This is a genomic window from Erythrobacter sp. EC-HK427, from assembly GCF_902498745.1.
In the GTDB taxonomy this organism is placed as follows: Bacteria; Pseudomonadota; Alphaproteobacteria; order Sphingomonadales; family Sphingomonadaceae; genus Alteraurantiacibacter.
In genome coordinates, this window is the sequence record NZ_LR701479.1 from 2571992 (window position 1) to 2596157 (window position 24166).

16 protein-coding genes and 1 tRNA gene are annotated in these 24166 nt (G+C 63.3%); 6 read left to right on the forward strand and 11 right to left on the reverse strand.

The window, feature by feature from the left end; all coding sequences use genetic code 11:
- Window positions 1-47 precede the first annotated feature (47 nt).
- Window positions 48-3542 carry a transcription-repair coupling factor gene (gene mfd, locus GC121_RS12645; RefSeq protein WP_151974887.1) on the forward strand — a complete coding sequence of 1165 codons (3495 nt, stop codon included), beginning with the start codon at window positions 48-50 and terminating at the stop codon, window positions 3540-3542.
- Here mfd and GC121_RS12650 read toward each other — a convergent pair.
- A complete protein-coding gene (locus tag GC121_RS12650) occupies window positions 3539-4363 on the reverse strand; it encodes an EAL domain-containing protein (protein WP_199857855.1) in 825 nt (274 codons plus the stop codon). The genes mfd and GC121_RS12650 overlap by 4 nt on opposite strands.
- 89 nt (window positions 4364-4452) lie before the next feature.
- Here GC121_RS12650 and GC121_RS12655 point away from each other — a divergent pair, with 89 nt between their 5' ends.
- Window positions 4453-5253 carry an NAD kinase gene (locus GC121_RS12655; RefSeq protein WP_151974891.1) on the forward strand — a complete coding sequence of 267 codons (801 nt, stop codon included), beginning with the start codon at window positions 4453-4455 and terminating at the stop codon, window positions 5251-5253.
- Between the two features lie 114 nt (window positions 5254-5367).
- Window positions 5368-5442: transfer RNA gene (locus GC121_RS12660), tRNA-Asn, on the forward strand.
- 71 nt (window positions 5443-5513) lie between these two features.
- Here GC121_RS12660 and GC121_RS12665 read toward each other — a convergent pair.
- From GC121_RS12665 to GC121_RS12675, 3 genes are all read right to left on the reverse strand, one after another.
- A complete protein-coding gene (locus GC121_RS12665; protein ID WP_151974893.1) occupies window positions 5514-6095 on the reverse strand; it encodes a hypothetical protein in 582 nt (193 codons plus the stop codon).
- Window positions 6096-6277: 182 nt separating this feature from the next.
- Entirely contained in the window at window positions 6278-9079 is a 2802-nt protein-coding gene (gene secA, locus GC121_RS12670) for a preprotein translocase subunit SecA (RefSeq protein WP_151974895.1), read from the reverse strand.
- Between the two features lie 90 nt (window positions 9080-9169).
- Window positions 9170-9436 carry a hypothetical protein gene (locus GC121_RS12675; protein WP_151974897.1) on the reverse strand — a complete coding sequence of 89 codons (267 nt, stop codon included), beginning with the start codon at window positions 9434-9436 and terminating at the stop codon, window positions 9170-9172.
- A 147-nt stretch (window positions 9437-9583) separates the two neighbouring features.
- Between GC121_RS12675 and GC121_RS12680 the strand changes: the two genes are divergently transcribed.
- From GC121_RS12680 to GC121_RS12690, 3 genes are read left to right on the forward strand one after another with little or no spacing between them, the layout of a single operon-like run.
- Window positions 9584-10618, forward strand: coding sequence for an acyltransferase (locus GC121_RS12680; RefSeq protein ID WP_151974899.1), 1035 nt, complete (start codon window positions 9584-9586; stop codon window positions 10616-10618).
- A 50-nt stretch (window positions 10619-10668) separates the two neighbouring features.
- Window positions 10669-11895 carry a bifunctional glutamate N-acetyltransferase/amino-acid acetyltransferase ArgJ gene (gene argJ / locus GC121_RS12685; protein WP_151974901.1) on the forward strand — a complete coding sequence of 409 codons (1227 nt, stop codon included), beginning with the start codon at window positions 10669-10671 and terminating at the stop codon, window positions 11893-11895.
- 8 nt (window positions 11896-11903) lie between these two features.
- Entirely contained in the window at window positions 11904-12707 is an 804-nt protein-coding gene (locus GC121_RS12690; RefSeq protein WP_151975734.1) for an inositol monophosphatase family protein, read from the forward strand.
- Here GC121_RS12690 and trxA read toward each other — a convergent pair whose 3' ends face one another.
- The 7 genes from trxA to GC121_RS12725 form a co-directional block, all read right to left on the reverse strand.
- Entirely contained in the window at window positions 12708-13028 is a 321-nt protein-coding gene (gene trxA / locus GC121_RS12695; protein ID WP_151974903.1) for a thioredoxin, read from the reverse strand. It lies immediately after the preceding gene.
- 101 nt (window positions 13029-13129) lie between these two features.
- A complete protein-coding gene (gene addA, locus GC121_RS12700; RefSeq protein ID WP_151974906.1) occupies window positions 13130-16621 on the reverse strand; it encodes a double-strand break repair helicase AddA in 3492 nt (1163 codons plus the stop codon).
- The gene (locus GC121_RS12705) at window positions 16591-19566 is read right to left on the reverse strand and encodes a PD-(D/E)XK nuclease family protein (RefSeq protein ID WP_151974908.1); all 2976 of its coding nucleotides are present in this window, start codon (window positions 19564-19566) and stop codon (window positions 16591-16593) included. The genes addA and GC121_RS12705 overlap by 31 nt, the downstream gene beginning before the upstream one ends.
- A complete protein-coding gene (locus tag GC121_RS12710) occupies window positions 19559-20275 on the reverse strand; it encodes a nucleotidyltransferase family protein (RefSeq protein WP_151974910.1) in 717 nt (238 codons plus the stop codon). The genes GC121_RS12705 and GC121_RS12710 overlap by 8 nt, the downstream gene beginning before the upstream one ends.
- Window positions 20272-21267, reverse strand: a complete 996-nt coding sequence (locus GC121_RS12715; protein WP_151974911.1) for an aminoglycoside phosphotransferase family protein — start codon at window positions 21265-21267, stop codon at window positions 20272-20274. The genes GC121_RS12710 and GC121_RS12715 overlap by 4 nt, the downstream gene beginning before the upstream one ends.
- Window positions 21264-21701: a tRNA (adenosine(37)-N6)-threonylcarbamoyltransferase complex ATPase subunit type 1 TsaE gene (tsaE, locus tag GC121_RS12720; protein ID WP_151974913.1), complete on the reverse strand. Its 438-nt coding sequence runs from the start codon at window positions 21699-21701 to the stop codon at window positions 21264-21266. Before tsaE ends, GC121_RS12715 begins: the two co-directional genes overlap by 4 nt.
- Before the next feature lie 120 nt (window positions 21702-21821).
- Window positions 21822-24161 (reverse strand): PAS domain-containing sensor histidine kinase, encoded by a 2340-nt coding sequence (locus GC121_RS12725; RefSeq protein ID WP_151974914.1) that lies wholly within the window; start codon window positions 24159-24161, stop codon window positions 21822-21824.
- Between the last annotated feature and the right edge of the window lie 5 nt (window positions 24162-24166).

Genomic DNA, 24166 nt, shown 5'->3' on the forward strand with positions numbered 1-24166 from the left:
TCATGAGAGCTGGGGGCTTTTTCGCTTGCCGTGAGTTGATGCCCCCGATGCCCGATCTGTCCCGTATCCTGAAGGCGGAAAGCCCCCTCACGCTCGCACAGGTTGCGCGCGGTGCGCAGCCATTGGTGATGGCCGATCTCGCCCGCGCATCCACAGGCCGCGCGGTGTTTGTCGCGCCCGACGATGCCGCCATGCGCGCGGTCGCTGATGCCGCGCGCTTCTTCGCGCCCGAATTGGAGGTGATCGAGTTCCCCGCGTGGGACTGCCTCCCCTTCGATCGTGCGAGCCCCGCCATGTCGATCAGCGCGCAGCGCCTTGCCGCACTGCACCGGCTGCAAAAGGGCCAGGCCGGTTCGCAATTGCTGGTGACAACGGTGAACGCCCTGCTCCAGCGCGTCCTCACCCCGTTCCGCATTCGCGAGGCGGTGCGCGAGTTCAAGCCGGGCGTAGAAATCGGCCATGCCAGCCTCGCCAATCTGCTCCGCAAGCAAGGCTATACCCGCGTCGACACGGTGGTGGACACTGGCGAGTTTGCGATGCGGGGGAGCATTGTCGATATTTATCCCAGCGGGCTGGAAGGCGGATTGCGGCTCGATTTCTTCGGCGACGAACTGGAAAGCCTGCGCCTGTTCGATCCCGCCACGCAGCTGACCACCGCGACCATGGAAAGCCATTTGCTGCTGCCGGCCAGCGAGGCGCTGCTCGATGAGGACAGCATCAAACGCTTCCGCAGCCGATACCGCGAGAGCTTTGGTGCGGACGCCACGCAAGACCCGCTCTATGAAGCGGTGAGCGACGGACGGCGGCTCGCCGGAATGGAGCACTGGCTGCCGCTGTTCGAAGACCGGATGGCGACTTTGTTCGACCATCTCGATGCGAAAGACACGATGGTGATCGACGCCGCGTCGATGTCAGCCGCCGAGGAGCGGTTGAAGGACATTGCCGACTATCACCGCCAACGCGGCGAGACGTCGGGACAGCGCCGGGGCAGCTATCGCCCGATCGATCCCGAGCAGCTCTATTTGACCGAAGCCGAATTCCAGCACGCGCTTGCCAGCTGGCCGATCCACCGCGCGACCTTGTTTGACGAGCCGGAGAGCGCGAACACTCTCGATTTCGGCTTCAAATCCGCCCGCGATTTCACGCCGGAACGCGGACAAGGCGCGAATGTCTATGAAGCGGCGGCGAAGCATCTGGCGGCGCTCGGCAAGGCGGGCAGGCGCCCGCTGCTCGCTGCCTACACCCAAGGTTCGCTGAGCCGCATTACCTCGATCATACAGGAAGCCGGGACACCGGTTGCCGCTGCGGCGACCTGGCAGGAGGCGCTGGGCGCTTCAGTAAAAGGAAAAGCGGTGGCCATGGTGCTGCCGCTCGACACCGGCTTTGCCAATGACGAGCTGGAGATCATCACCGAGCAGGATCTGCTGGGTGACCGCCTTGTCCGCCGCCGCAAGAAGAAGAAGGATGCCGACGCTTTCCTCGCCGAATTGCAGGCGCTCAGCCGCGGCGATCTGGTGGTACATCTCGATCATGGCATCGGCAAATATATCGGGCTGGAACCCATCGCTGTCGGCAAAAGCCAGCACGATTGCGTGCGGCTCGAATATGCAGGCGGCGACAAGCTGTATATTCCGGTCGAGAACTTGGAAGTCCTCAGCCGCTATGGCTCATCCGAAGAAAGCGTCCCGCTCGACAGGCTGGGCGGCGAAGCATGGCAGAAACGCCGCGCGCGCCTGAAAGAGCGTATCCGCGCCATTGCCGGAGAGCTGATGAAAGTCGCCGCCGCGCGTGCTTTGCGCAAGGCCCCTGTGCTGGCGGCGGACGAAGCCAGTTACAACCAGTTCCTCGACCGCTTCCAGTATGAAGAGACCGAGGATCAGGAAGCCGCCATCGCCGACGTGCTGCGCGATCTGGAAAGCGGCAGGCCGATGGATCGTCTCGTTTGCGGGGATGTCGGCTTCGGCAAGACCGAGGTCGCCCTGCGTGCAGCGTTCGTTGCCGCGATGAATGGCCAGCAAGTCACCATGATCGCGCCGACCACGCTGCTTGCCCGCCAGCATTTCCAGAATTTCAGCGAGCGTTTTGCCGGCTTCCCGCTAAAGACCGGTCGCCTGTCGCGCCTCGTCTCCGCCAAAGAGATGAAGGAAACACGCGAGGGCCTAGCCTCTGGCGATATCGATATCGTTATCGGCACCCACGCTATTCTGTCCAAGAACACGCAGTTCAAGAATCTCGGCCTCGTGATCGTCGATGAAGAGCAGCGTTTCGGCGTCACCCACAAGGAAAAGCTGAAACAGCTCCGCGCCGACGTCCACGTCCTCACGCTCACCGCAACGCCCATTCCGCGTACGCTGCAAATGGCGATGAGCGGGCTGCGCGAACTCAGCACCATCAAGACTCCGCCGGTCGACCGGCTCGCCGTGCGCACCTATGTGATGGAGTGGGACGATATGGTGGTGCGCGAGGCGCTGCTGCGCGAACACCATCGCGGCGGGCAGAGCTTTATCGTGGTGCCACGCATTTCGGACATGGCATCTGTCGAGGAATGGCTGCGCGAATTCGTCCCCGAAATCAGGGCCGTCAGCGCGCACGGGCAGATGGGGGCAGGCGAGATCGAGGAGCGGATGAGCGCCTTTTACGAAGGCAAGTATGAAGTCCTTCTCTCCACCACCATCATCGAAAGCGGGCTCGATCTGCCCACCGCCAATACGATGATTATCCACCGCGCGGACCGCTTCGGCCTTGCCCAGCTCTATCAGCTGCGCGGCCGCGTTGGCCGCTCCAAAATCCGCGCCTATGCCTATCTCACCACACCCGCCGATATGCAGATGAGCGAAGTGGCGGCGCAGCGGCTGAAAGTGCTCGGCGATTTGGATTCGCTGGGAGCAGGCTTCCAACTCGCCAGCCACGATCTGGATATTCGCGGTGCGGGCAATCTGCTGGGGGACGAGCAGTCCGGCCATATCCGTGAAGTCGGCTTCGAACTTTACCAGTCGATGCTGGAAGACGCGATTATGGCCGCCAAGGCGGGCGATGCCGGATTGGAGGCAGCCTCCTCGGGTCTCAGCCCGCAAATCACCGTCGATGCGCCGATCATGATTCCGGAGGATTACGTCCCCGATCTGGCGGTGCGGATGGCGCTGTACCGCCGCCTCAACCAGACCGAAAGCCAGTCCGAAATCGAAAGCCTCGCCGCCGAAATGATCGACCGTTTCGGCGAGCTGCCGCAACCGACCAAGAACCTCATCCGCCTTATCGAAATCAAGGCGCAGGCTATCACCGCGCAAATCGCCAAGATCGATGTCGGCGCGCGCGGCACACTGGTCAGCTTCCACAAGGACCACTTCCCCGATCCCGCAGGCCTGATCGCTTATGTGGCGCGTCTCAATGAAAGCCGCGAAGGCACCGCGAAACTGCGTCCGGATATGAAACTGCAAATCAACCGCGCCTGGGGCGATCCGGAAAGCCGCCTGAATGGGCTGTTCCAGCTGACCAAGGGGCTTGGCAATATCGTGAAGCGCGCGGAGAAGAAGGCGGCTTAGGCTTCGAAGCGGAACGCGCTCCCGGCATGGGCGAAGTCTGCGACGGGTACTGGCTTTCCGCCCAGAAAGCCCTGCCAGACATGGCATCCCTCGCGCACCGCTACATCGCGCTGGGCGGGTGTTTCGACGCCTTCCGCAATCACTTGCAAATCGAGCGCCTTCGCCATCGCCAGAATACCGCGCAGCACCGCCAGATCGCGCGCATCCTCGGCCACGCCCTCGATCATCGATCGGTCGAGCTTCAGCGAATGCAGCGGGAGCAGCTTGAGGTAGCGGAAATTGCAGAAACCCGCGCCAAAATCGTCGAGCGCGATGTGCAGTCCGGCATTGGCAAGGATTTTGAGCCGCGTCGCCGAGCGATCAAGGTCTGCCACCAGCGCCTGTTCGGTGATCTCCAGCGTCAGCCGTGCGGGCGGAAAGCCACTGTCATCGATCATTTCGAGCAGCCCTTCGGCGAAGGTGCGGTCGAACAAATCCATCGCCGTGACATTCACCGACAGCCGCAACTCCGCAGGCCAAAGCCGCGCGGCATCCAGCGCGGCACGGGTGACGTGGCGCGAAAGGCGCCGTGCTAGCCCGCCGCTCTGCGCAATGGCAAACAGCGCGTCGCCGGCCAGCGCCCCGTGCTCGGGATGGTTCCAGCGGATCAGCGCCTCTGCTCCCACCAACGCGCCGTCGTCGGAGCGCCATTGTGGCTGGAACAGCAGCTCGATCTTGTCACGCGTAATGGCTTCGGCCAAATCCTCGGTAATCGGATGCGGCTCGCTGCTGCGGCGATCGATAGCGGTGCGCCGTTCAAAGGTGGGGGCGGGAATAGGCATTGGCGGCCTCTGGCAAATCTTAACATCCGCGTCTTGCGCAGTGAATGGCGCGTTGCAAATCGGGACGCTGCTCCATAGTGTCGCCTCCCATGACTGAGCCCGCACCTGTTCCGCAGCCATATAGCAAACTCGCGCTGCTCCATTCGCCAACCGAGCGGGCGGCAGAGGCGGCGCAGCAATTGCGGCAATGCGCGGATTTCGTGCCGCTGGAACACGCCGATGCCGTGATCGCGGTGGGTGGTGACGGCTTCATGCTCGATACGCTGCACGCAATGCTGGATGGCAAGCATATCATGCCGGTGTTCGGCATCAATCTGGGAACAGTGGGTTTTCTGATGAACCCGCACCGCAAGACCAAGGATCTGGCGGCGCGGCTGGCAAAGGCCAAGCCCATTGTCGTCTCACCCTTGCGGATGGACGCGGTGACGCAGGATGGTGATGCGCATACGTTCTGTGCGATCAACGAAGTCAGCCTGCTGCGCGAAACGCGCCAGACCGCGAAGATCGAAATTCTGGTGAACGGCAAAGTGCGCATTCCGGAACTGGCGGGCGATGGCGTGCTGCTGGCCACACCCGTCGGCTCCACAGCCTACAATTTGTCTGCCAATGGCCCGATCCTCCCGCTCGATTCGGCGATGCTCGCGCTCACCCCGATCAGCCCGTTCCGCCCGCGCCGGTGGCCGGGCGCCATCCTGCCCGATTCAAGCCGCGTCACCTTCCGCGTCCGCGAGCCTGCCAAGCGTCCCGTCGCCGCCGTTGCCGACCAGCGCGAAGTACGCGACGTGGCGGAGGTTCACATCGAAATCGCGCGCGAGAAATGCATGACGCTGCTCTTCGATCGCGGCCACACGTTGGATGAGCGGATTGTCGCCGAACAGTTTGTTACCTGACCTCTTCAGGAAAATTACCAGCCGGTGAAATTTGCCCGTCAAACGGTCTTGCCAAACGAATCCCGCGCCCATATAGGCGCACTCCTGCCCCCTGAGTTACCGCTTGGGGGCTGCTCCCCGATAGCTCAGCGGTAGAGTAGGTGACTGTTAATCACTTGGCCGTAGGTTCGAATCCTACTCGGGGAGCCACTTTTCCACACATCGCCGGGAATTCAAGCGGTACCGCCTGTGGATGCGTAGAGCCATATTTTCCAATCGAATCAAAGATCGGCTACGTCAAAGAGGTGCACCACCATTCCAGGTACTTTCTCACTCCGCATCAGCATCTTGTGAATGCCGTTTTCGATACGGAGATGATCCTGGCCCCATAACATCAAGCACCCGCGCCCAACTCGCGCTGAGTAGTTTTCGGCGATCATCTCTGCCGCTGCTTGGTCCCGCTCAATCGTATCCGTGAGAGTTTTCTGACTAATCTTGGGATCGGCTGCTATGACTTCTATTCCGCGCTCAGCGGCGAGAAACGCGAGATCCTTTATAGTCGGGCGAGCATGGTTCGTCTTGAGGCTTGAGAAAATGTGTTCGTCATCTCTCAATCTTTTGATGCCATCGAAATCTTCTTCGTCTGCACAGTAGTTTAGAGATCCGATTGCCGCATTATCTGCGAAACTTTGGCCAAAATATTCAACGAAGAACTTTTCCACATGGCCACACTTCAGTAGCGCCTCGGCCAATGTTCTTCCATGCGTTTTCGTATGATCTTCGGCTATTGCGACGAACATTCCGCCAGCGAGATAATACCTCGCTAAGTCGTAGTGCTGCTGAAGAGCGCCAACGAGAACCATCGAATTTCCCCCCATCGAAATCTTGCCGTTCCTTACCAGAGGTGACTCGGCCGGGAAAGCGCAATCCGGCGCCCAAACTCCGCGGTAGCCCGCAGCAATAGACCTTGGTCATGGACAAGCGGCGGCGAACTGGTGTCCGCGGCCGCTCGTCATTCTCTTCGATATAACGGGAACTCAGCCGATCAGCTCTGCGCTCCGTGGCAGTGCTTGTATTTGCTGCCCGAACCACAGGGGCATGGTGCGTTGCGGCTGACGCCCATCCCGGCATAGGGATCGTTCGTCTGTGCGCCGCCCGAGCCGGTCGAGGCTACGGGTGACGGGGCAAGCGTGCCGAACAGCGGGGCCATGGCTTCCGAGCCGTCCCCGTCGTTCGAATTGTCCTCGCCCGTCAGCGGGTCGATATGCCCGGTGAGGAACTGGGGCAGATCGGGCAGCGGGCGCGGCGGCGGCGGGGCGGCGGCGCGGAATTGCGCGGTCAGCAGCACTTTGGTCACATCCTCACGCAGCGTTTCGAGCATCGTTTCGAACAGGCCGAACGCTTCCTGCTTGTATTCGTTGATCGGCTGCTTCTGCGCATAGGCGCGCAGGAACACAACCTGCCGCAGCGCGTCCAGCGTGGCGAGGTGTTCCTTCCAGTGGTAATCGAGCCGCTCGAGCAGGATGCTCTTTTCCACCCGGCGCCAGGTGTCCTCGGGAAGCTCGGCGATCTTGGCCGCCAGCTTCTCTTCCGACATTTCCTGCAACCGCTCTTCGAAGATATCCGGCTCGATCTGTTCCTCTTCCATCCACGCATCGATGGGAGCATCGAGGCCGAGCGTGTCGGTGACCTTTTCCTTCAGCCCCGCGACGTCCCATTGTTCGGGATAGGAGCCGGGCGGGCACGCGCCGGTGACAATGGCGTTGATGGCGTCGCGGCGCATTTCATCGACCACGTCATCGACGCGCTCTGAATCCATGATCTCGCTGCGCTGTTCGTAGACGACCTTGCGCTGGTCGTTCATCACGTCGTCAAACTGCACCACCTGCTTGCGCATTTCGTAGTTGCGCGCCTCGACCTTCTTCTGCGCGGTCTCGATCGCCTTGCTGAGCCATTTGGAACCGATCGCCTCGCCATCTTCCAGATTGGCGTTCATCATCTTGGCGAACAGCGTGTCCGGCCCGAAAATGCGCAGGAGATCGTCCTCAAGGCAGAGGTAGAAGCGCGACAGGCCGGGGTCACCCTGACGGCCCGAGCGGCCGCGCAGCTGGTTGTCGATACGGCGGCTTTCGTGGCGTTCGGTGCCGAGCACGAACAGACCACCCGCGGCCAGAACCTTGGCCTTTTCTTCGGCCACTTCGGCTTTGATCTTGGCGATGGCTGCTTCCTTGGCGGGGCCGTCTTCCATCTCGGCCAGCTCGTCATCGATGCGGAATTCGACATTGCCGCCCAGTTGGATGTCGGTGCCGCGACCAGCCATATTGGTCGCGATGGTCACTGCGCCGGGCCGACCGGCCTGCGCCACAATGCGGGCTTCCTGTTCGTGCATCCGGGCGTTGAGAACGCTGTGCGCCACGCCCTCTTTGTCGAGGAATTTGCTGAGCAATTCGGACTTTTCGATGGAGACGGTGCCGACCAGCACCGGTTGGCCGATTTCGTTCTTTTCCTTGATGGCCTTCGCAATGGCGGCGAACTTGTCCATCGTGTTCTTGTAGAACTCGTCCTCTTCGTCCACGCGCGCCACCGGCACGTTGGTGGGAATTTCCACGACGTTGAGCTTGTAGATGTCCCAGAACTCGCTCGCTTCGGTGGCGGCGGTGCCGGTCATGCCGGACAGCTTGGGATACATCCGGAAATAGTTCTGGAAGGTGATCGAGGCCATGGTCTGGTTCTCGGGCTGGATTTCCACGCCCTCTTTCGCCTCGACCGCTTGGTGCAAGCCGTTCGACCAGCGACGACCGTCCATCATGCGGCCGGTGAATTCGTCGATGATGATGACCTTGTCATGCTTGACGATGTAGTCGGTGTCCTTCTTGAACATCACCACCGCACGCAGCGCCTGATCCATGTGGTGGACCACCAGCGTGTTTTCGACATCATACAGATTGTCGGTCTCGATCAGCCCGGCGGCGAGAAGGCGCTGTTCCATCTCCTCGAAGCCTTCTTCGGTGAGCTGGATATTGCGCGACTTTTCATCCTTGGTGAAATAGCCTTCGCCTTCGGGCATCGGGCCGCCATTGGCTTTTTCCAGCGCGGCCTGGTCTTTCACCAGCTGTTTGATCTGCGCGTCGAGCGCGATGTAGAGCTCCGACTTGTCTTCGGTCGGGCCGGAGATGATTAGCGGCGTGCGCGCTTCGTCGATCAGGATCGAGTCGACCTCGTCAACGATGGCGAAGTTGAAAGGCCGCTGCACCATCTGGCGGCGTTCCTGCTTCATATTGTCGCGCAGATAATCGAAGCCGAATTCGTTGTTGGTGCCGTAAGTGATGTCGCAGGCATAGGCCTGCCGCCGCGCTGCTTCGGGCAGATTGGGGATGATGACGCCGGTGGTAAGGCCGAGGAAGCCGTAAAGCTGCCCCATCCATTCCGCATCACGGCGGGCAAGGTAATCGTTCACGGTAACGACGTGGACGCCCTTGCCTTCGATGGCATTGAGATAGGTGGCGAGCGTGGCGACAAGCGTCTTGCCTTCACCCGTCTTCATCTCGGCGATCTCGCCGCGATGGAGCACGATGCCGCCGACCATCTGCACATCGTAATGGCGCATTCCCATCACGCGCTTGGCTGCTTCGCGCACGGTGGCGAAGGCTTCGGGCAGAATGTCGTCGAGCGTCTGGCCCTCTTCCAGCTTCTTGCGGAATTTGAGCGTTTGCGCCTTCAATTCCTCATCGGAGAAATCGACGAGCTGCTCCTCGAGCGCATTGATGCGGGCGACGGTCTTGTCGAGCGATTTGACGTAACGGTCGTTGGACGAACCGAAAATGGTCTTGGCGATAGCTTGCCACATGATGGGAAATACCTGTCTGTGTATATGGAATGCGGCCATGCGGCACGGGCACGGCCTGAGAATCTCTGGCGATGGGAAAAGCGCGGCGCGCTATTCGCGGGCGCGGTCGGCCTGCAGACGGACGCTGGGCGCTGCCGGGATGGCGAAGCGCTGCTCGGCTGCCTCAAAGGTCTGTGTTTGCAGCGTTTCCGCAACCGAAAGTTGCTGCTCACCAAGCGTGTAACCGGCAGCCTGCTGCTCGCTCGCCGCTGCACTTGCGGCCACGCTGACAACCGCGCCTTGCGCCGCCTGCACAGGCTCCGCCGCGAGCGTGAAGCCCGAGAAAACGGCAAGCAGGGTGAGCAATTGGCGAAGCATCTGGCGTGTCAGATAGGCGCGCGCGGCTTAATCGTCCACTACTAAGGCGAAATTCTGCGCCGACTGCGTGCGGGGCAAAGATTGCTGCAAACCTGCGTCCCGCCTGCCTTAGCCATTTGTCAGCATTTTTCGCATAGCCTCCATCGCATGACGGGTGCACCTAACAACGCTGCCATTTCGACACGGTTGCCGCTGCTGGATGGCCTGCGCGGCATCGCAGCACTGGCGGTGTTTGTGTATCATATGGTGGCGCAATTCGGCCTGTCGGTGCCGCTGGGCCGATCCTATCTCTTCGTCGATTTCTTCTTCCTGCTTAGCGGCTTCGTCCTCGGACTCGCTGCAGAGCCGCGATTGACCGATTGGCGCAGGTTCATGACATCGCGCGTGCGGCGCCTTTGGCCGGTCATCGCCTTGGGTGCCGTGCTCGGCGGTGCGGCGATGCTGGGCCAGGTGCCGGTTGGCGGTCTCGTTATGAGCACCATGCTGGCGATGGCGCTGGTGCCCGCATTCTGGCAGTCGGGCGTCCTCTACCCGCTCAACACGCCGCACTGGTCGCTGCTGCTCGAATTGCTTGCCAACCTTGTCCACGGCCTGCTGCTGGTGCGCCTCAAGGAGAGAACCTTGTGGTATCTGACGGCTGTGAGCGGCGTGCTGCTGGTTGCTGCGATCATGGTTCATGGATCGAACACGTCGGGCGTTGCCGCCGAGGGCTGGCTGCTCGGCCTGCCGCGCGTCGCCTTCGCCTATGTGCTGGGCGTCGCCCTCGCCCGCCGGTACCGCGCCGGATCAATGCCGCGCTTTGGCGGCATCGCCTGGCTGCCCGCGCTAACCCTGCCCCTGCTGTTCATTGCGGCGCTGGACGTCTTCAAAATCGACGATGCGCTTGGCGACATCGTGGTGAGCGTCGTTCTCTTCCCCGCGCTGTTCGTGCTGGCCATCGGCGCGACACTGCCACAGGCGTTTGAGCGATCCTGCGCCGAGCTTGGTCGCATATCCTACCCGCTGTATGCAACGCATATGCCGGTGCTCTGGCTGGCTGGCCGCTTGGAGGACATTATCGCGCCAGTGACTTTCTCGATCATCGTCGCGCCAGCCTTGGCGCTGGTGGTGGCGAACAGGCTCGAACCGCGGGCCGGCGCTGCATCATCCAAAGGCAAGACCGTGCAGGCCGCGACGGCCTGATGCGCCAAGATACTTGCGAGCCATAGTCCGGCGCAATAGAGCGCCAAGCGATGGATATCCCGCGCTCCCCGCTCGCCCTGCCCTTCCCCGATATGTCGCCGATTGAGGGCGTGACGCTGCGCACAGTGCGGGCGGGATACAAGGCATGGGATCGTTCTGATCTGACCTATGCCGAGCTGGCCGAGGGCACCGCGCTGGCAGGTGTGTTCACGCGCAATGTCTGCTGCTCGACCGAAGTCGAAATGGGGCGCGAAAGTGTGGCGGCGGGCCGCGCGCGGGCGCTAATCGTCAATGCGGGCAATTCCAATGCTTTCACCGGTTATCGCGGGCGCGAGGCGGTGGAGCAGATTACCGCGCAAGTGGCCGCGCATCTTGGCTGCGGGCCGGGTGAAGTGCTGGTGTCCTCCACCGGCGTGATAGGAGTGCCCTTGCCCAAAGATATCGCGCAAGCGGGCGTAGCGAGCGCCTTACAGGCCGAACCGTGCTCGTGGGAGCAAGCCGCCGCCGCCATCGGCACCACCGACACCTTCACCAAGGGAGCGACCGCCACGGCGATGATTGGTGAGACCAAAGTCACGCTCAACGGCATTATCAAAGGCAGCGGCATGATCGCGCCCGATATGGCGACGATGCTCGGCTATATCTTCACCGATGCGGCGGTGGAGCCTGCTTTCCTGCAAGAATGCCTCTCTGCCGCGAACAGCCGCAGCTATTCCTGCATCACGGTGGATAGCGACACCTCGACCAGCGACACGGTGCTGGCCTTCGCCACCGGAAAAGCGGGTAACGCGCCGCTCGCCTCGTTCGATGACGGCGGAGCCGACGCCTTGATGGCCGCGCTGGAGGATGTTTGCCGCCAGCTCGCGCATCTGGTGGTGCGCGACGGCGAAGGGGCGAGCAAGTTTATTTCCGTGAGTGTGTCGGGCGCAGCGAGCGATGACAGCGCGCGGCGCGTCGGCCTCGCCATCGCCAATTCGCCGCTGGTCAAAACCGCGATTGCAGGGGGCGATGCGAATTGGGGCCGCGTGGTTATGGCGGTAGGCAAAGCGGGCGAGCCTGCCGACCGCGACACGCTCTCCATCGCTTTTGGCGGGCATTGGACGGCGCGCAACGGCTTGCCTGTCGAAGGCTTTGACGAAGCTCCTGTGGCGGCGCATCTGGCGGGCGACGAAGTCGACATCACTGTCGATCTCGGCATCGGTAATGGCCGCGCCACCGTTTGGACGTGCGATCTCACCCACGGCTATATCAGCATCAATGCGGATTATCGCTCGTGAGCGACATAATGGCCTTCCACCGCGCTATCGAAACGCTGCTGCACACCGTCACTGAAAAGGCCATCCTGCCGCGCTATCGTAACCTCACCGCTGGCGAGATCGAGGACAAAGGCGGCAATGATCCAGTCACCATCGCCGACCGCGAAGCCGAGACGATGCTGCGCGAAGGGCTCGACAAGATCATCCCCGGCCTCGCTTTCGTGGGCGAGGAGCAGGTTCATGCCGATCCCTCGGCGCTGGAGAACCTGAAAGCCGATTGCTGGATTGTCGACCCCATCGACGGCACCCGCAACTTCGCTTCCGGCAAGCCACCCTTCGGCATTCTCATCGCCATGGCCAGCGGCGGCGAGGCGCATACGGGGTGGATCTATGACTGCCTGACCGAACGGCTCTGCATCGCGCACAAGGGCAAGGGCGCGTTTATCGGCGATGAGAAAGTCACCGCACAGGCAACAGGTCATGCGCCGCCCGTGGCCGCAATCTCGCTCGCCTTCATGGACGAATCCCAGCGTGAAGCGATGAAGACGCATATCGCGCCGCATTACACGCTGGTGGATATTCCGTGGTGTGCGGCGGAGCAATATCCCCGCCTTGGCCTTGGCGTGAACGACGTCTCGATTTTCGAACGCACGCTGGCGTGGGATCATGCCGCTGGCGCGCTCTGGCTCAACGAAGCTGGTGGCAAAGTCGCGCGCCTCGATGGTTCCCCCTACCGCGTGGACGAATGGGAACGCAAAGGCCTGATCGGCGCAGCGTCGCCCGCGCTCTGGGCGGACATGGCCGAGCGGCTGAACGCGCTCGGCCACTCCTGATCACAGCACGCTTTCGATCCAGCCCTTGAGCGCGTTCTTGGGCGCGGCACCCGCCTGCTGGGCCACCGGTTGGCCGTTCTTGAACAGCACCAGGAAGGGAATCGACTGCACCCCCATCTTGCCCGGAACTTCGGGGTTATCGGTGATGTCCATCTTGGCGATGGTCAGCTTGTCGGCCAGCTCTTCCGAAATCTCTTCCAGCGCGGGCGCGATCATCTTGCACGGGCCGCACCATTCGGCCCAGAAATCCACCAGCACGGGCTTTTCGGCATCGAGCACATCAGCCTGGAAACTGTCATCGGTAACTGCAATAGTGGCCATCTCGGCTTCTCCTGATTTCGTCTCGCACACCATTTAGGTGCGTTCGTTAGTAAGGCAACGCGTTTGGCGCGATAGCTTTCCTTGGGTCTTCCCCAATTCGCCTACGCCGCGCTTCCGGTTTCGCCCGGCGCGTGCGCGGCGAGCATTTCTGCGGGGAGCGCGAACAAGCGCGGCGTCTGGGTATAAAGCACCGCCGCCGACACCGTCCGCCCGGGATAGATCACCTGCAAAGCCGCCACATAGGCCGCCATCTGCCGCAAGGTGGCAGGCGGAATCTGCGCCAGCGATTGCGGGGGGCGTCGCGCGGTTTTGTAATCGACCACCAGCACACTGTCGTCACGCACCAGCAGGCGGTCTGCCGTGCCCGCGATCACTTGCGTGCCCACAGTCGCCGCCAGCGGGACTTCGGGAAGCGCGCCGGGCGAGAACAGATCGCGCCAATCGGGATGCTCCAGCACCGCGATGGCCCGCGCGAGGATGTCTGCCCGCTCGCTTTCGTCCAACCCCTCGCCATGCCGCGCGAGCCATGCACGCCCGCCAGCATCGCGCAGCTCCACCGGCACATCGGGCAGCCGTTCGAGCAGCGCGTGGATCAGAACCCCGCGCCGCGCTGCCGCCGCTGCTTCCGCGCTGGGGAGCGGGGGATCAGCGCTGCTGTCCTCAATCCCGCCCGAAGGCGCGAGCGGACGCGGCGGGCGCGGTTCCGCACCGATGGGGGTGACGGCCCAATCGGGCAAGGGCAGGCGTTGGCCCTCGATAACCCTCCCGGTTTCCACCACCGGCGCGGCCATCCGGCCCAATTGCTTGTAGGCACCGAACGGCCCGCCAGCCAGCCAGTCCCCGTCAAATAGCGGTTCAAGCCGCGCGAACCAGCTGTCGGGCTTCGGCCCGTCCTTGCTCTTCTGATTGAGCGCGCCGCCGATAAACAGCGCCTCCTCGGCCCGCGTCATGGCAACATAGAGCAACCGCCAATGCTCTTCCTTGTCCGCCGCCAGCTGTGCCGCCTCGACTTCGCCAATCCGGCCGACGCGCTGTTCCTTGCGCGATGCGATGATCGGGATTTCGCGTTCCGGCCCATCGCCAACGGTCTCCTCAACCAGCGCCAGATCGCGCGCTTTCGACGCATCGGGATCAACGCAAGCATCCGCCAGAATAACGATGGGCGCTTGCAAGCCTTTGGAGCCATGCACCGTCATCACCCGCACCAGACCACCAGCCCCCTCGGCCTCGCGCTTCAATTCGCCGTCCCCGGCATCGAACCAGCGGATGAAGCCTTGCAGGCTCGGCGTGTGGCTGGCGGAGAATTGCAGCGCGGCGTTGAGCAGCTCGTCGATAGGATCGTTCACTTCGCTGCCAAGGCGCGCGACCAGCTTCGCGCGCGCGCGCCACGGGCCGGTGAGCATCCAGTGGAGCAAAGCCTGTGGCGGTTCGAAATCCGCCAGCGCCAGCAGGTCGCGCAAGGCCGCAACCGTGCGCCCGACAAAGGGATCGTCCGACCCGCGCAAATGCTCCCACAGCCATCGCTTGTCGGGCCGGTAGCCGTGTTCGAGCAATTGCTCCTGCGACCAACCGAAAATGGGCGAAACCAGCAGGTTAGCAAGCGACAGATCGTCCAATGGCTGCGCGGCAAAGCGCAGCGCCGCCATCAGATCCTTCACCGCCAGCGGCGCGCCCAGACGCAGGCGGTCTACGCCGGCCACCGGCACACCGCGGGCGTGGAGGCGGGCGACAATCGGGTTCACCAGCTCGCCGCGCTTGCGCACAAGGATCATGATGTCGCCCGGCGTCGCGTTGCGGTGCTTGCCCTTTTCGAGCGGGAAGCCTTCATCGAGCCAGCGTCTGATTTCCTTGGCAATTCCGTCCGCCATGCGCCGTTCGGAGGGGGTGAGGCGGAAGTCGCTGCCGTCTTCCGCTTCGTCATCGGAAGCCTCGCCGCCCTGAGCGGGAACGGGTTGCCATAGCCGCACGATCCCTGCGCGATCCTCGCCCTCATGTGGCGGTGCATTCGCATCCAACCCCAAGGCATCATGGCCAATGGCAGCAATCGCGTGGTCAACAAATTCGAGGATCGGCTGCGCGGTGCGGAACGAGCGGCCGAGATCGAGCGCGCGTAGCTCGTTCACAGTGATGGCGTCGCGCCCCCGCGCCCAGTTTTCCTTCCGCGTCCGCAGCAATTCGGCATAGCGTTTCTGCGCCTGCGCGAAATTTTGCGGACTGGTGCCCTGAAAGCCGAAAATCGCCTGCTTGTAATCGCCCACCACGAAGATCGTGCGCTGGCGGTTGCCCTTCTGCCCCTCGCCCGAGAAGAAATCATCGGTCAGCGCGCCAATGATCTCCCATTGCTGCGCGTTGGTGTCCTGCGCCTCGTCTACCAGAATGTGATCAAATTCGCGGTCGAGCTTGTAGCGGATCCAGTCAGACATTTCCGCTTTGGTGAGCAGAGCGGCGGCGCGGTGGATGAGATCGTCAAAGTCGACAAACCCCTCGCGCGCCTTCGCCGCCTGCCACGCCATGGCGAATTTGCGCCCGGTTTCGAGCGCGGGGGTGAGGAATTGCGCGAGTTCGAAGAGCACCGCCTGATCAGCGACTTGGGTCAGCCAAGCGTGTGCTTCCTCTCCGATCGCCTTTGCATTCTCGACCTTCTTTGAGAGATTGTTGAGGTTCTTGAAAACCCCCTCTTTGTTGAACAGCTCACCCATCACGTCGCTGATTTTCTCGAACCGCTGTTGCGGCGTGCCGAGCAGCCATCCTCCCACCGCCTCGGCAATCTTCTGACCGGTAGGCGTTCCCCATTCGTGAAAGGCCCACATCGCTTGCCGCACGCTGGCGATGGCAGGCGTATCGTCAGCGCAGCACGCGGACAGGCTCTCCATCGTCGCTTCAGCAGGCAAGCCCAGCAGGCGCAGCACACGGTCGCGCATCGGTGACTGCCATCCGCCCGGCCCTTCCCACGCCTCGCGCGCCTTGGCGCAGCGCAGCAGCCATCCGCGAACCTTGTCAGGCGCCATATTGCGTGACAGTTCCTCCAGCGCGGCCACCGCCGCCGGATCGCCCGCTTCCCATTCGAGCAGCAAATCGCGCAGCACTTGTTCGGCCAGCAGATCGCGGTCGCGGTCTTCCATCGGGCGGGTGCCGGGGAGCAGCTCTGCCTCCTCCGGAAAGGCGGAGAGCAGCCATTGCGCGAAGGCGTGGATCGTATCGATGCGCAGCCCGCCGCCGGGGCAATCGAGCACACTTGCAAACAGGCTGCGCGCGCGCGCCAGTTCCGCATCGCTGCCTTCTGCGCCGATGGCCCGCAAATCCTTGAACAGTTCGGTGGCGGGCATCCGCACCCAGCGGGCGAGAACATCGTTCACGCGCTCGGCCATTTCCGCCGCGCCTGCCTTGGTGAAGGTGAGGCAGAGGATTTGTTCGGGCCGCACATCCTCGGTCAGCAGCAAGCGCAACACGCGGGCAGAAAGCACTTGCGTCTTGCCGGTGCCCGCGCTCGCGGAGAGCCAGACGTTCTCCTGCGGCTCCACCGCCTCGCGCTGGCTGCCCTTTAGCGGATAGACAGTGCCGCTCACGCTTCGTCCTCCGCGTCGATCTGCCATTCCTCCAACCGCATCAGCTGGTCGTAGGTGGAAAAGCCGGGCGCATCGGGATTGGGGCGCGCGGTGAAGGGCGCATCGCCTTGCAGCCACTGCGCGATGGCTTCGCGCACGAAATGTTCGGTTTTGGGCAGAAATTCATCGGGCAAAATCCCGCCCTGACGCGATCCCAGCTTTAGCGGCGATTCCACCTTGCCGAAGCCCGTCGGGGATTCGCTGTTCGCGCCGAACTTCCAATACTCAAACAAAGTGGCCTCGCCTGTCAGCCCGTCGATCGAACCATCCTGCAGGATCAGGCCGAGCGAGCCCAGTTGCAGGGCGTAGCCGTTTTCGACTTCCTTCTTGGTCGGCGAGCGGCCGGTCTTGTAATCGACAATGGCGTAACTGCCATCGGCGAGGCGATCCACACGGTCAGCCTTGCCAAAGACGCGCACCCCGTCGATCTCAAGCTCTCCCCATTCCTCCCATTTCACCGGCTCGCGCGCAGTATCACCCGCCAAAGTCTGCTCCACCCATTGCAGCGCCGCCAGCAACCTTGGCCGCCACAATGCACGGACGGAAGGATGCGCGGACATCTTGCGCAAATGCTTATCCATGAGCTCTGCGAGATTACCCTTACTCGAATGCCAGTCCTCCAAAATGTCATGCGCCAGCGTGCCCTGCCACGCCGGATCGGGATTGGCATCCAGTCCGCGCAGCTCCTCCAAGCGGAGAATTTTGGCGGCGTAGAAGGCGTAAGGGTCAGACCGCAGCCGGTCGAGCGCGGTGACGCTGATCTTTTTCGGGCGTTGCTCCGCTGAAGGTGTCGGCTTGGGCTGCGTATGCCGTACGGCAATCCAATCGCGCCCGTCATCAATGGCGCGCGCCAGCGCGATCACCCCGGTATCGCTCGCCTCCCCGCTCATCTTCTCGCCGAGCAAAGCGCGCACCCGCAGCAGGAAGCGCGAAGCTATCGCAGGGCCGGAGACGTCCCGCCGCGCGCGGCTGAGCACGACTTCGGGCGCGCCCAAAGCTCCCGCCAGATCGTGCGAGGCAAGGCCGATGCGGAAATCTGCACCGGGCACGCCCAATGCGCGCAGGATCGCGGTAGCAAGCACCGGATCGGGCGAAGGAGTCGGCGGCCAGGTGCCTTCGTTAAGGCCCGCGCAGATCACCAGCTCGGCGCGGGTCATGCGCGCTTCGAGCAGGCCGTAAATCGCCACGCGCGGATGGCCACCATAAGGCGGGCGCACCGCCACGCGATCCATCGCCTCGCGCATGGCAACGGGCAAATCACCCGCCGCCAACGCCACGGGCACATCGCGCGCGTGCAGGCGCAGTTCCTCGACAAAGGCTGAAAGTGCGCGGCCATCCTCGCGCGCCCAGACGGTATCGCCGCACAAGCGTTCTGCCGCCTCGGCCAGCAGATCGAGCCATTCGGCGAGGCCGAATTCCTCCGGTGCTTCGAGCAGCGGGGCGAGGATGGCCGCAACACCGTCCCACCACGCCTCTACCCCTGCTGCCGCCGCCTGTCCGCGCAGGGCATCCAGCCCCAGCGCTTTGCGCGGCCCGCGCAGTTTGAGCTCCATCGCCCGCGCCGCACGCAGCCAATCGCGCCGCCCCTCGCCCGCTGAGACCAGCGGGTGTTCGAGCAGCGCCATCAGCGGCACCGGCGCAGCCGCCTCTGCCGCGACTTCGGCGAGCAGCAGCAGCACGCGGCCCGCAGGCGTTTGCGAGAGCGGCTTGCCTGCCGAATCGTCCGCCTGAATATTCCACCGCCGCAAATGCTGCGTGACGCGCCCGGCCAGCCCGCGATCAGGCGTCACCACCGCAACGCGCCTTTCGGGCGTTTCCAAGGCCTCGCGCACCAGCAGCGCAATCGTCTGCGCCTCGGCTTCGGGATTGGCGCTCTCGATTAGGCGAACGCCCGCCATGCGGCGCTTTTCGGCGGGCAGATCGACCCACACCTTGCTCGCTTCGGGCGGCAGGAACAGGCTGGAGATTGCATGGCTGCGTTCGGGCGGCCCTTTTGCCAAGCCCGCGCGGTGCCACGGCCGCACTTCATCGCGGCGCACGCCCATGCGGTTGAGCAGCAGCTTCAGGTGATATTGCGGATGCGTCACCGCATCGCCTTTGGCGAAGGGCGTATCGGCATCGCCCGCGCTGCCCAGCTCTTCCCAAGTCGCATCATCCAAGGAAAGATCGAAATCGGGCAGGATCACCGCGCCATTGGGCAAATCGGCAATTGTCCGGAGCAGTTTCGCAAGCGCCGGTGCCGCGCTGGTGACGCCCGCCGCCACAAAGGGCGTTGGCGGGGGAGCCTCGCGCATCCGCTTTGCCGCGGCTTTGAACAACGCGTTGCGCCGCACCGCTGCGTCCTGCTCGCCGCGCACCTCCAACTCGGCGCGCCATTGTTCTGCCACGAGGTAGAACAGCTTGGTCGATTGCTTCCAATGCTCGGCCTTGTTTTCCAGCACATGGAGCAGCCGGTCGCCGAGCAATTCGCGAGGATTGATGCCCTCGGCATGGAGGCGATCGAGAGTTGTTCCAATTTCGAAACCGAGCCGCAGCCGGGTGTTCGCGCCCATTGGCTCGCGCCCCAGCGCCGTCGCCGCTTCCCCCACAAATTGTGCCAGCTTGAGCCAGCGGCGTATGGGGTCGGCGGCAGGTTTGATGCTGGCCCCGGCCCCCAGCGAATCGAACAGCGGCCCCAGCGATTCGTCGAGATCAAGATCACCCGCCAGCACCATGCGCGGCATCAGCAGGCCTTGCGTGCCGCTCTCGCCTGCATGACGGACAAAGGCTTCCGACACCGTGCGCGCCGCACGGGCGGAGGGCAGCAGAAGCGTCAGGCGGGCGAGCCCGACATCGGGCTCCGAATAGCGGGGCACCAATCCGGCGACGAGCGCGTCGGCAAAGCCGCGATGCGCGGCGATGGAATAGAGGTTCGGCCGCGCGGCCTCAGACATTCTTCAACGCTTCCTCGGTCGGCCGGATCGCCTCGGGCGTGCCGACTTCGAACCACTGGCCGGTGAACGGCAGGCCGAACAGCCGACCTTCTTCTATTGCGCGGTTCCACAGCACATTGGTGGAGAATGCGCCTTCGGGCGCATCGCGCAGCAGGCGTTTGGCGACCAGCTGGATGCCCGAAAAAATGAACGGCGCGATGCGGTGCGGCTTGCGGCGGCTCACAAGCCCGGCGGCATCGAGATGGAAATCGCCCAGCCCGGCAAAATTATGCGCGGATTTGTGCGGGACGAGCAGCAGCAGCGCATCCATCCGCTCCGCATCCCACAGGCGCGAGAGATCGGCAAAGCAGTTCTGCGGCCCGTCGAGCCAGATATTGTCTGAGTTCAGGCAGAAAAACGGATCGGGCAGTTGCTCCTGCGCGCGGATCAAACCGCCGCCGGTTTCCAGCAACGCGTCGCGTTCGTCCGAAATCGTGATGGCAGGCGCTGTGCGCTCGCGCAGATGGGCTTCGAGGTGCTCGGCGAGGTAATGCACATTCACCACCGCCCTAGCGATGCCCGCCTCGGCCAGCCTGTCCAGCGTGTGATCGACCAGCGGCTTTCCCGCCACCCGCACCATCGGCTTGGGCTGCGTCGCGGTGAGCGGGCGCATCCGCTTGCCCATCCCTGCCGCGAGCACCATCGCGGTGTCAGAAGCGAGCGGGGTCATTCGCCCAAGCCTCCGCCGCGATTGGCGCGGATGGTATCGGGGACATTGGCATCGAACCAGCGCGCCACAGGTACAAGCGCGGGATGCGCCAGATCGCGCTCCATCGCCGCCCAGACGCGCGGGATCATTGCGAGATAGCGCGGTTTCCCGTCACGCTGCCACAGGCGGGCAAATATGCCGACAATCTTGGCGTTCCGCTGCGCGCCCAAACGGGCATAGTCGGCGGCAAACTCCGCATCGGTGACGATGCGCGAGCGGTAATGTTCCAGCATCGCGCCTTCCAGTTCCTCCGACACATCGCGCCGTGCATCTTGCAACAGCGAGACGATGTCATAGGCGCGGTGCCCCACCAGCGCGTCCTGAAAGTCGATCAGTCCCTGCCCGCCCGAATATTCGCCCTGCGGCCCCAGCAGCATGATGTTTTCCGCATGATAATCCCGCAGCACGGTGACGCCGGGTTGCTGGCGCAGCAGCAACGGCCCCAAGGCCTCTTCCCACGCAACCAGATAGCTCCCGGCGTCCACGGTAATCCCAGCGGCGGGGCAGAACCATTCGGGGAATAGCGCGACTTCGCGCAAGTAAACATCCATCGCATAGGGATCGAACGGCCCCGGCGGGCGCTGGTGCAGTTCCACCAACGCATCGATGGCGTCGGTGTAAGCGCGGCGCTCCTCGGAAGGATTGTCGTCCAGCCAGTCGCGCATCCGGTCATTCCCGAAATCCTCGATGAGCACGAAGCCGCGGTCGAGATTCTCGGCATAGATCTTGGGTGCGCGCAGCCCCTGCGCGTCGAGCCATTTGCCCACATGGAGAAACGGGCGCGGATCTTCGTTTGGCGGCGGTGCATCCATCAGCATGGCGCGGCGATCCCCATCGGCAATGCGGAAATAGCGGCGGAAACTGGCATCGCCGGGCAGAGCGGAAATCTGTGCCCCGCCCCAGCCCGCATGGTTCAGAAAGTCTTCAAGCCCCGCGGGCAAATCGCTGTTCATGGCATCCGCTCTAGCCAGTCCGCCCCGCCCGTGACAATTGCTTTGCGCCCCTCTTCCGCACTTTCCAGATGGATAGCGAGACAGGCGGGTTCATGCGCGAAGCCACCGGCATTGTCCGGCCACTCGGCCAGCAGCACCGCACCCTCGCGATATTCGTCCAGCCCGAGATTTGCGACTTCGGACGGGTCTTCCAAGCGGTAGAAATCGGCATGGATCACCGGTGGGCGCAGATGATCGTAGGTTTCGATAATGGTGAAGGTTGGCGACGGAACCTCGCCCCCATGCCCCAATGCCGCGAGGATCGCGCGGCAGAGCGTGGTCTTGCCCGTTCCCAGCGTTCCTGACAGCGCCACCACATCCCCCGCGCGGAGCTTTGCGGCAATGCGCTGGCCGTAGGCGGACATTGCGGCGAGATCAGGCAAGTAGAGTTCCATAGCTCTAACTCCGACCGTCCTGAGCCTGTCGAAGGACAGCTTTTTCCTTTGGCCTCGCACGAAATCCGAAAAGGGAGTGCAACCCTTCGACAAGCTCAGGGTATCCGGTTGTCAGCAGGATCACGGCAAAATCACCGTTGCAGTTGTCCCCGCGCCGCATTCGGACTGGATTTCCAGCTTGCCGCCGTGCGCTTCGATCAATTGCCGTGCGAGCGGCAGGCCGAGCCCGCGCTTGCCTTCGCGCCCTTCGCTGGCTTGCAAGCGATAGCCATCGAGCGCGCGGGCAAGTTCGCCCGGTTTCATCCCCGCGCCATTATCCGAAATGATGATCTTGACGCTCGACTTGCGTCGGGTCATCGCCACGAGGATACGGCCTTTATCCGGCGCGGCGGTAATGGCGTTGTCGAGCAGATTGCCGATGGCGCGGGCGAGCTGGCGCTGGTCGCCTGAGACCTTGCCCGCGCTCTTGTCCCCGCGCAGATCGAGCGTAATCGCCTTCGCCTCAATCGCCTCTTCGCGCGCGCGCACCAGCTGCGTCATAAAGCCGAAGAGCTCGATGTCTTCCTTGGAAATCGGCAGCAGCCCCGCCTCGCTCTGGGTCAGATCGAGCACACTTTCGATCTGCGTTGAAAGCCGCTCTACCGAGGATAGGATCGCGGCAACGTAATCCTGCCCCTGCGCGGAGAGTTCACCCGCAACGCCCGATTGCAGCAATTCGGCAAATCCGCCGATGGAGGTGAGCGGCGTGCGGAATTCGTAGGACATATTGGCGAGGAAGCGCGTCTTCACCGCGTCCGCTTCCTCCAGCGCCGACGCCCGCTCGCGCAAGGCCTCTTCCGCCTTGGTCGAATCGGTCACGTCCATCACCGTGAGCAAGCCGTTGCCATCGGGCAGCGGAACGCCGGCAAATTCGAGCGTACGCCCGTCCGACATAACCACGCGCCCGCCCTTTTCCTTCCGGTCGAGTGTGGCGGCGCGCACGACTTCGCCAATCGCCTTGCGCTGGGCGGGCCGCGCGAGGCGGTTCGAAATCCGGTCGAGCAGCTTGTCGACATGAGGGTGCGCGTCGAAAAATTCTTCGGGAATGCTCCAGATTGCGGGGAAGCTGCGGTTCCACAGCTGCATCCGGCCATCGGGAGCGAACACCGCAAGCGATTCGAACAGCGAATCGAAAGTGGCGGTGCGGGTGCGCAGCAGCGTGTCGCGCGTCGCCGAGAGGGCGAGCTGTTCGGATCGATCTTCTGCCACCAGCACCAGCCCGCCATCGGGCATGGGCTGCGCGATAATGCGCAAATGCGTACCATCGGGCAGCGTCCACGCATCCTCTGCCGGAGCATCGGCCTGGAACCATGCCGCAAGCTGTCCGCGCCATTCGGGGAAATCACGCACTTCGGGCAGACGCGCCTTGTCCCGCGCCATGTCCAGGAAGCGTTCAAAGGCAGGATTATCGATCTGCGCGCTGCTGGGGAGCGCGAAAATGCGCTGGAAGGGCTGGTTGGCGAAGGTCAGCCGCCGCTCCTCGTCAAATTGCGCCACGCCGATAGACAATTGATCGAGCATGGACCGCTGCGCCGCGCGGAAGGCGCGCAGCTTGCGCGTTTGTTCTTCCAGCTCTTCGATATCGATGGCGTATCCGGCGACGCCCTCCGCGCCCAATGGCAAGTCGCTGACCCGCAATGTCCGGCGCTGGCTCCCAACGGTCGCCTGCACAATTCGCTCGATCGGCGTATCGCGCTCGCTCGCCTGCTTAGCGATTTGCGCCGCTGTCAGCCCGTCCACCGTTTCGACCAACTCGATCTGGCTTTCGACGACCTTGGCCGCGCTCGGGGCCTCGACCGCCGCAACATAGGCGGAATTGACGAGCCGCAATTGCTGGTCTGGCCCGCGGAACCACATGGGCATGGGCGCAGCCTCGATCAGCCCAACAAGCGCGGCAAAATCATTGCGCGCCCGCGCGGTTTCCGAGCGCAGCTTGGACAGCTCACCCTGGCTTTCGGAAAAGTCGAACCACCAGAGCAATGCCGCTCCGCCGCTGGCAATCGCCGGATTGGCCAGCTGGCCGCGCACCGCCAGCGTCTTTTCGGAACCGCGCGGGGTCACCATCATGCGGAAAGGTGCGGCGGTCTTTTGCGTGCGGCGCACCGCTTCGTGCAATTGATCGAGATCGCTTTCGGTCAGCCCGGTTGTTCCGCCGTCAAGCTCGCTGAGGAAGCCGGGAAGCCCGCCCAGCCCCAGCCACGCGCCGAGCCGGTCTGGCCCTTCGATCTTGCCATCGCCTTTGACAAGCAAGGGAATCGCCGGGGAATCGTCGATCATTTTGGACAGGCGGCGCATCGTGGTGCGCGCCGTCTTTGCCGCCCGCGCCCGCTTGAGCGAGCCGACCACCAGCCACGCGGCACCAAGCGTCCACGCGGCAAGAAGCAGGCCCAGCAAAGCCAGCGCGGTGGGGGTCAATTGCATAAGCC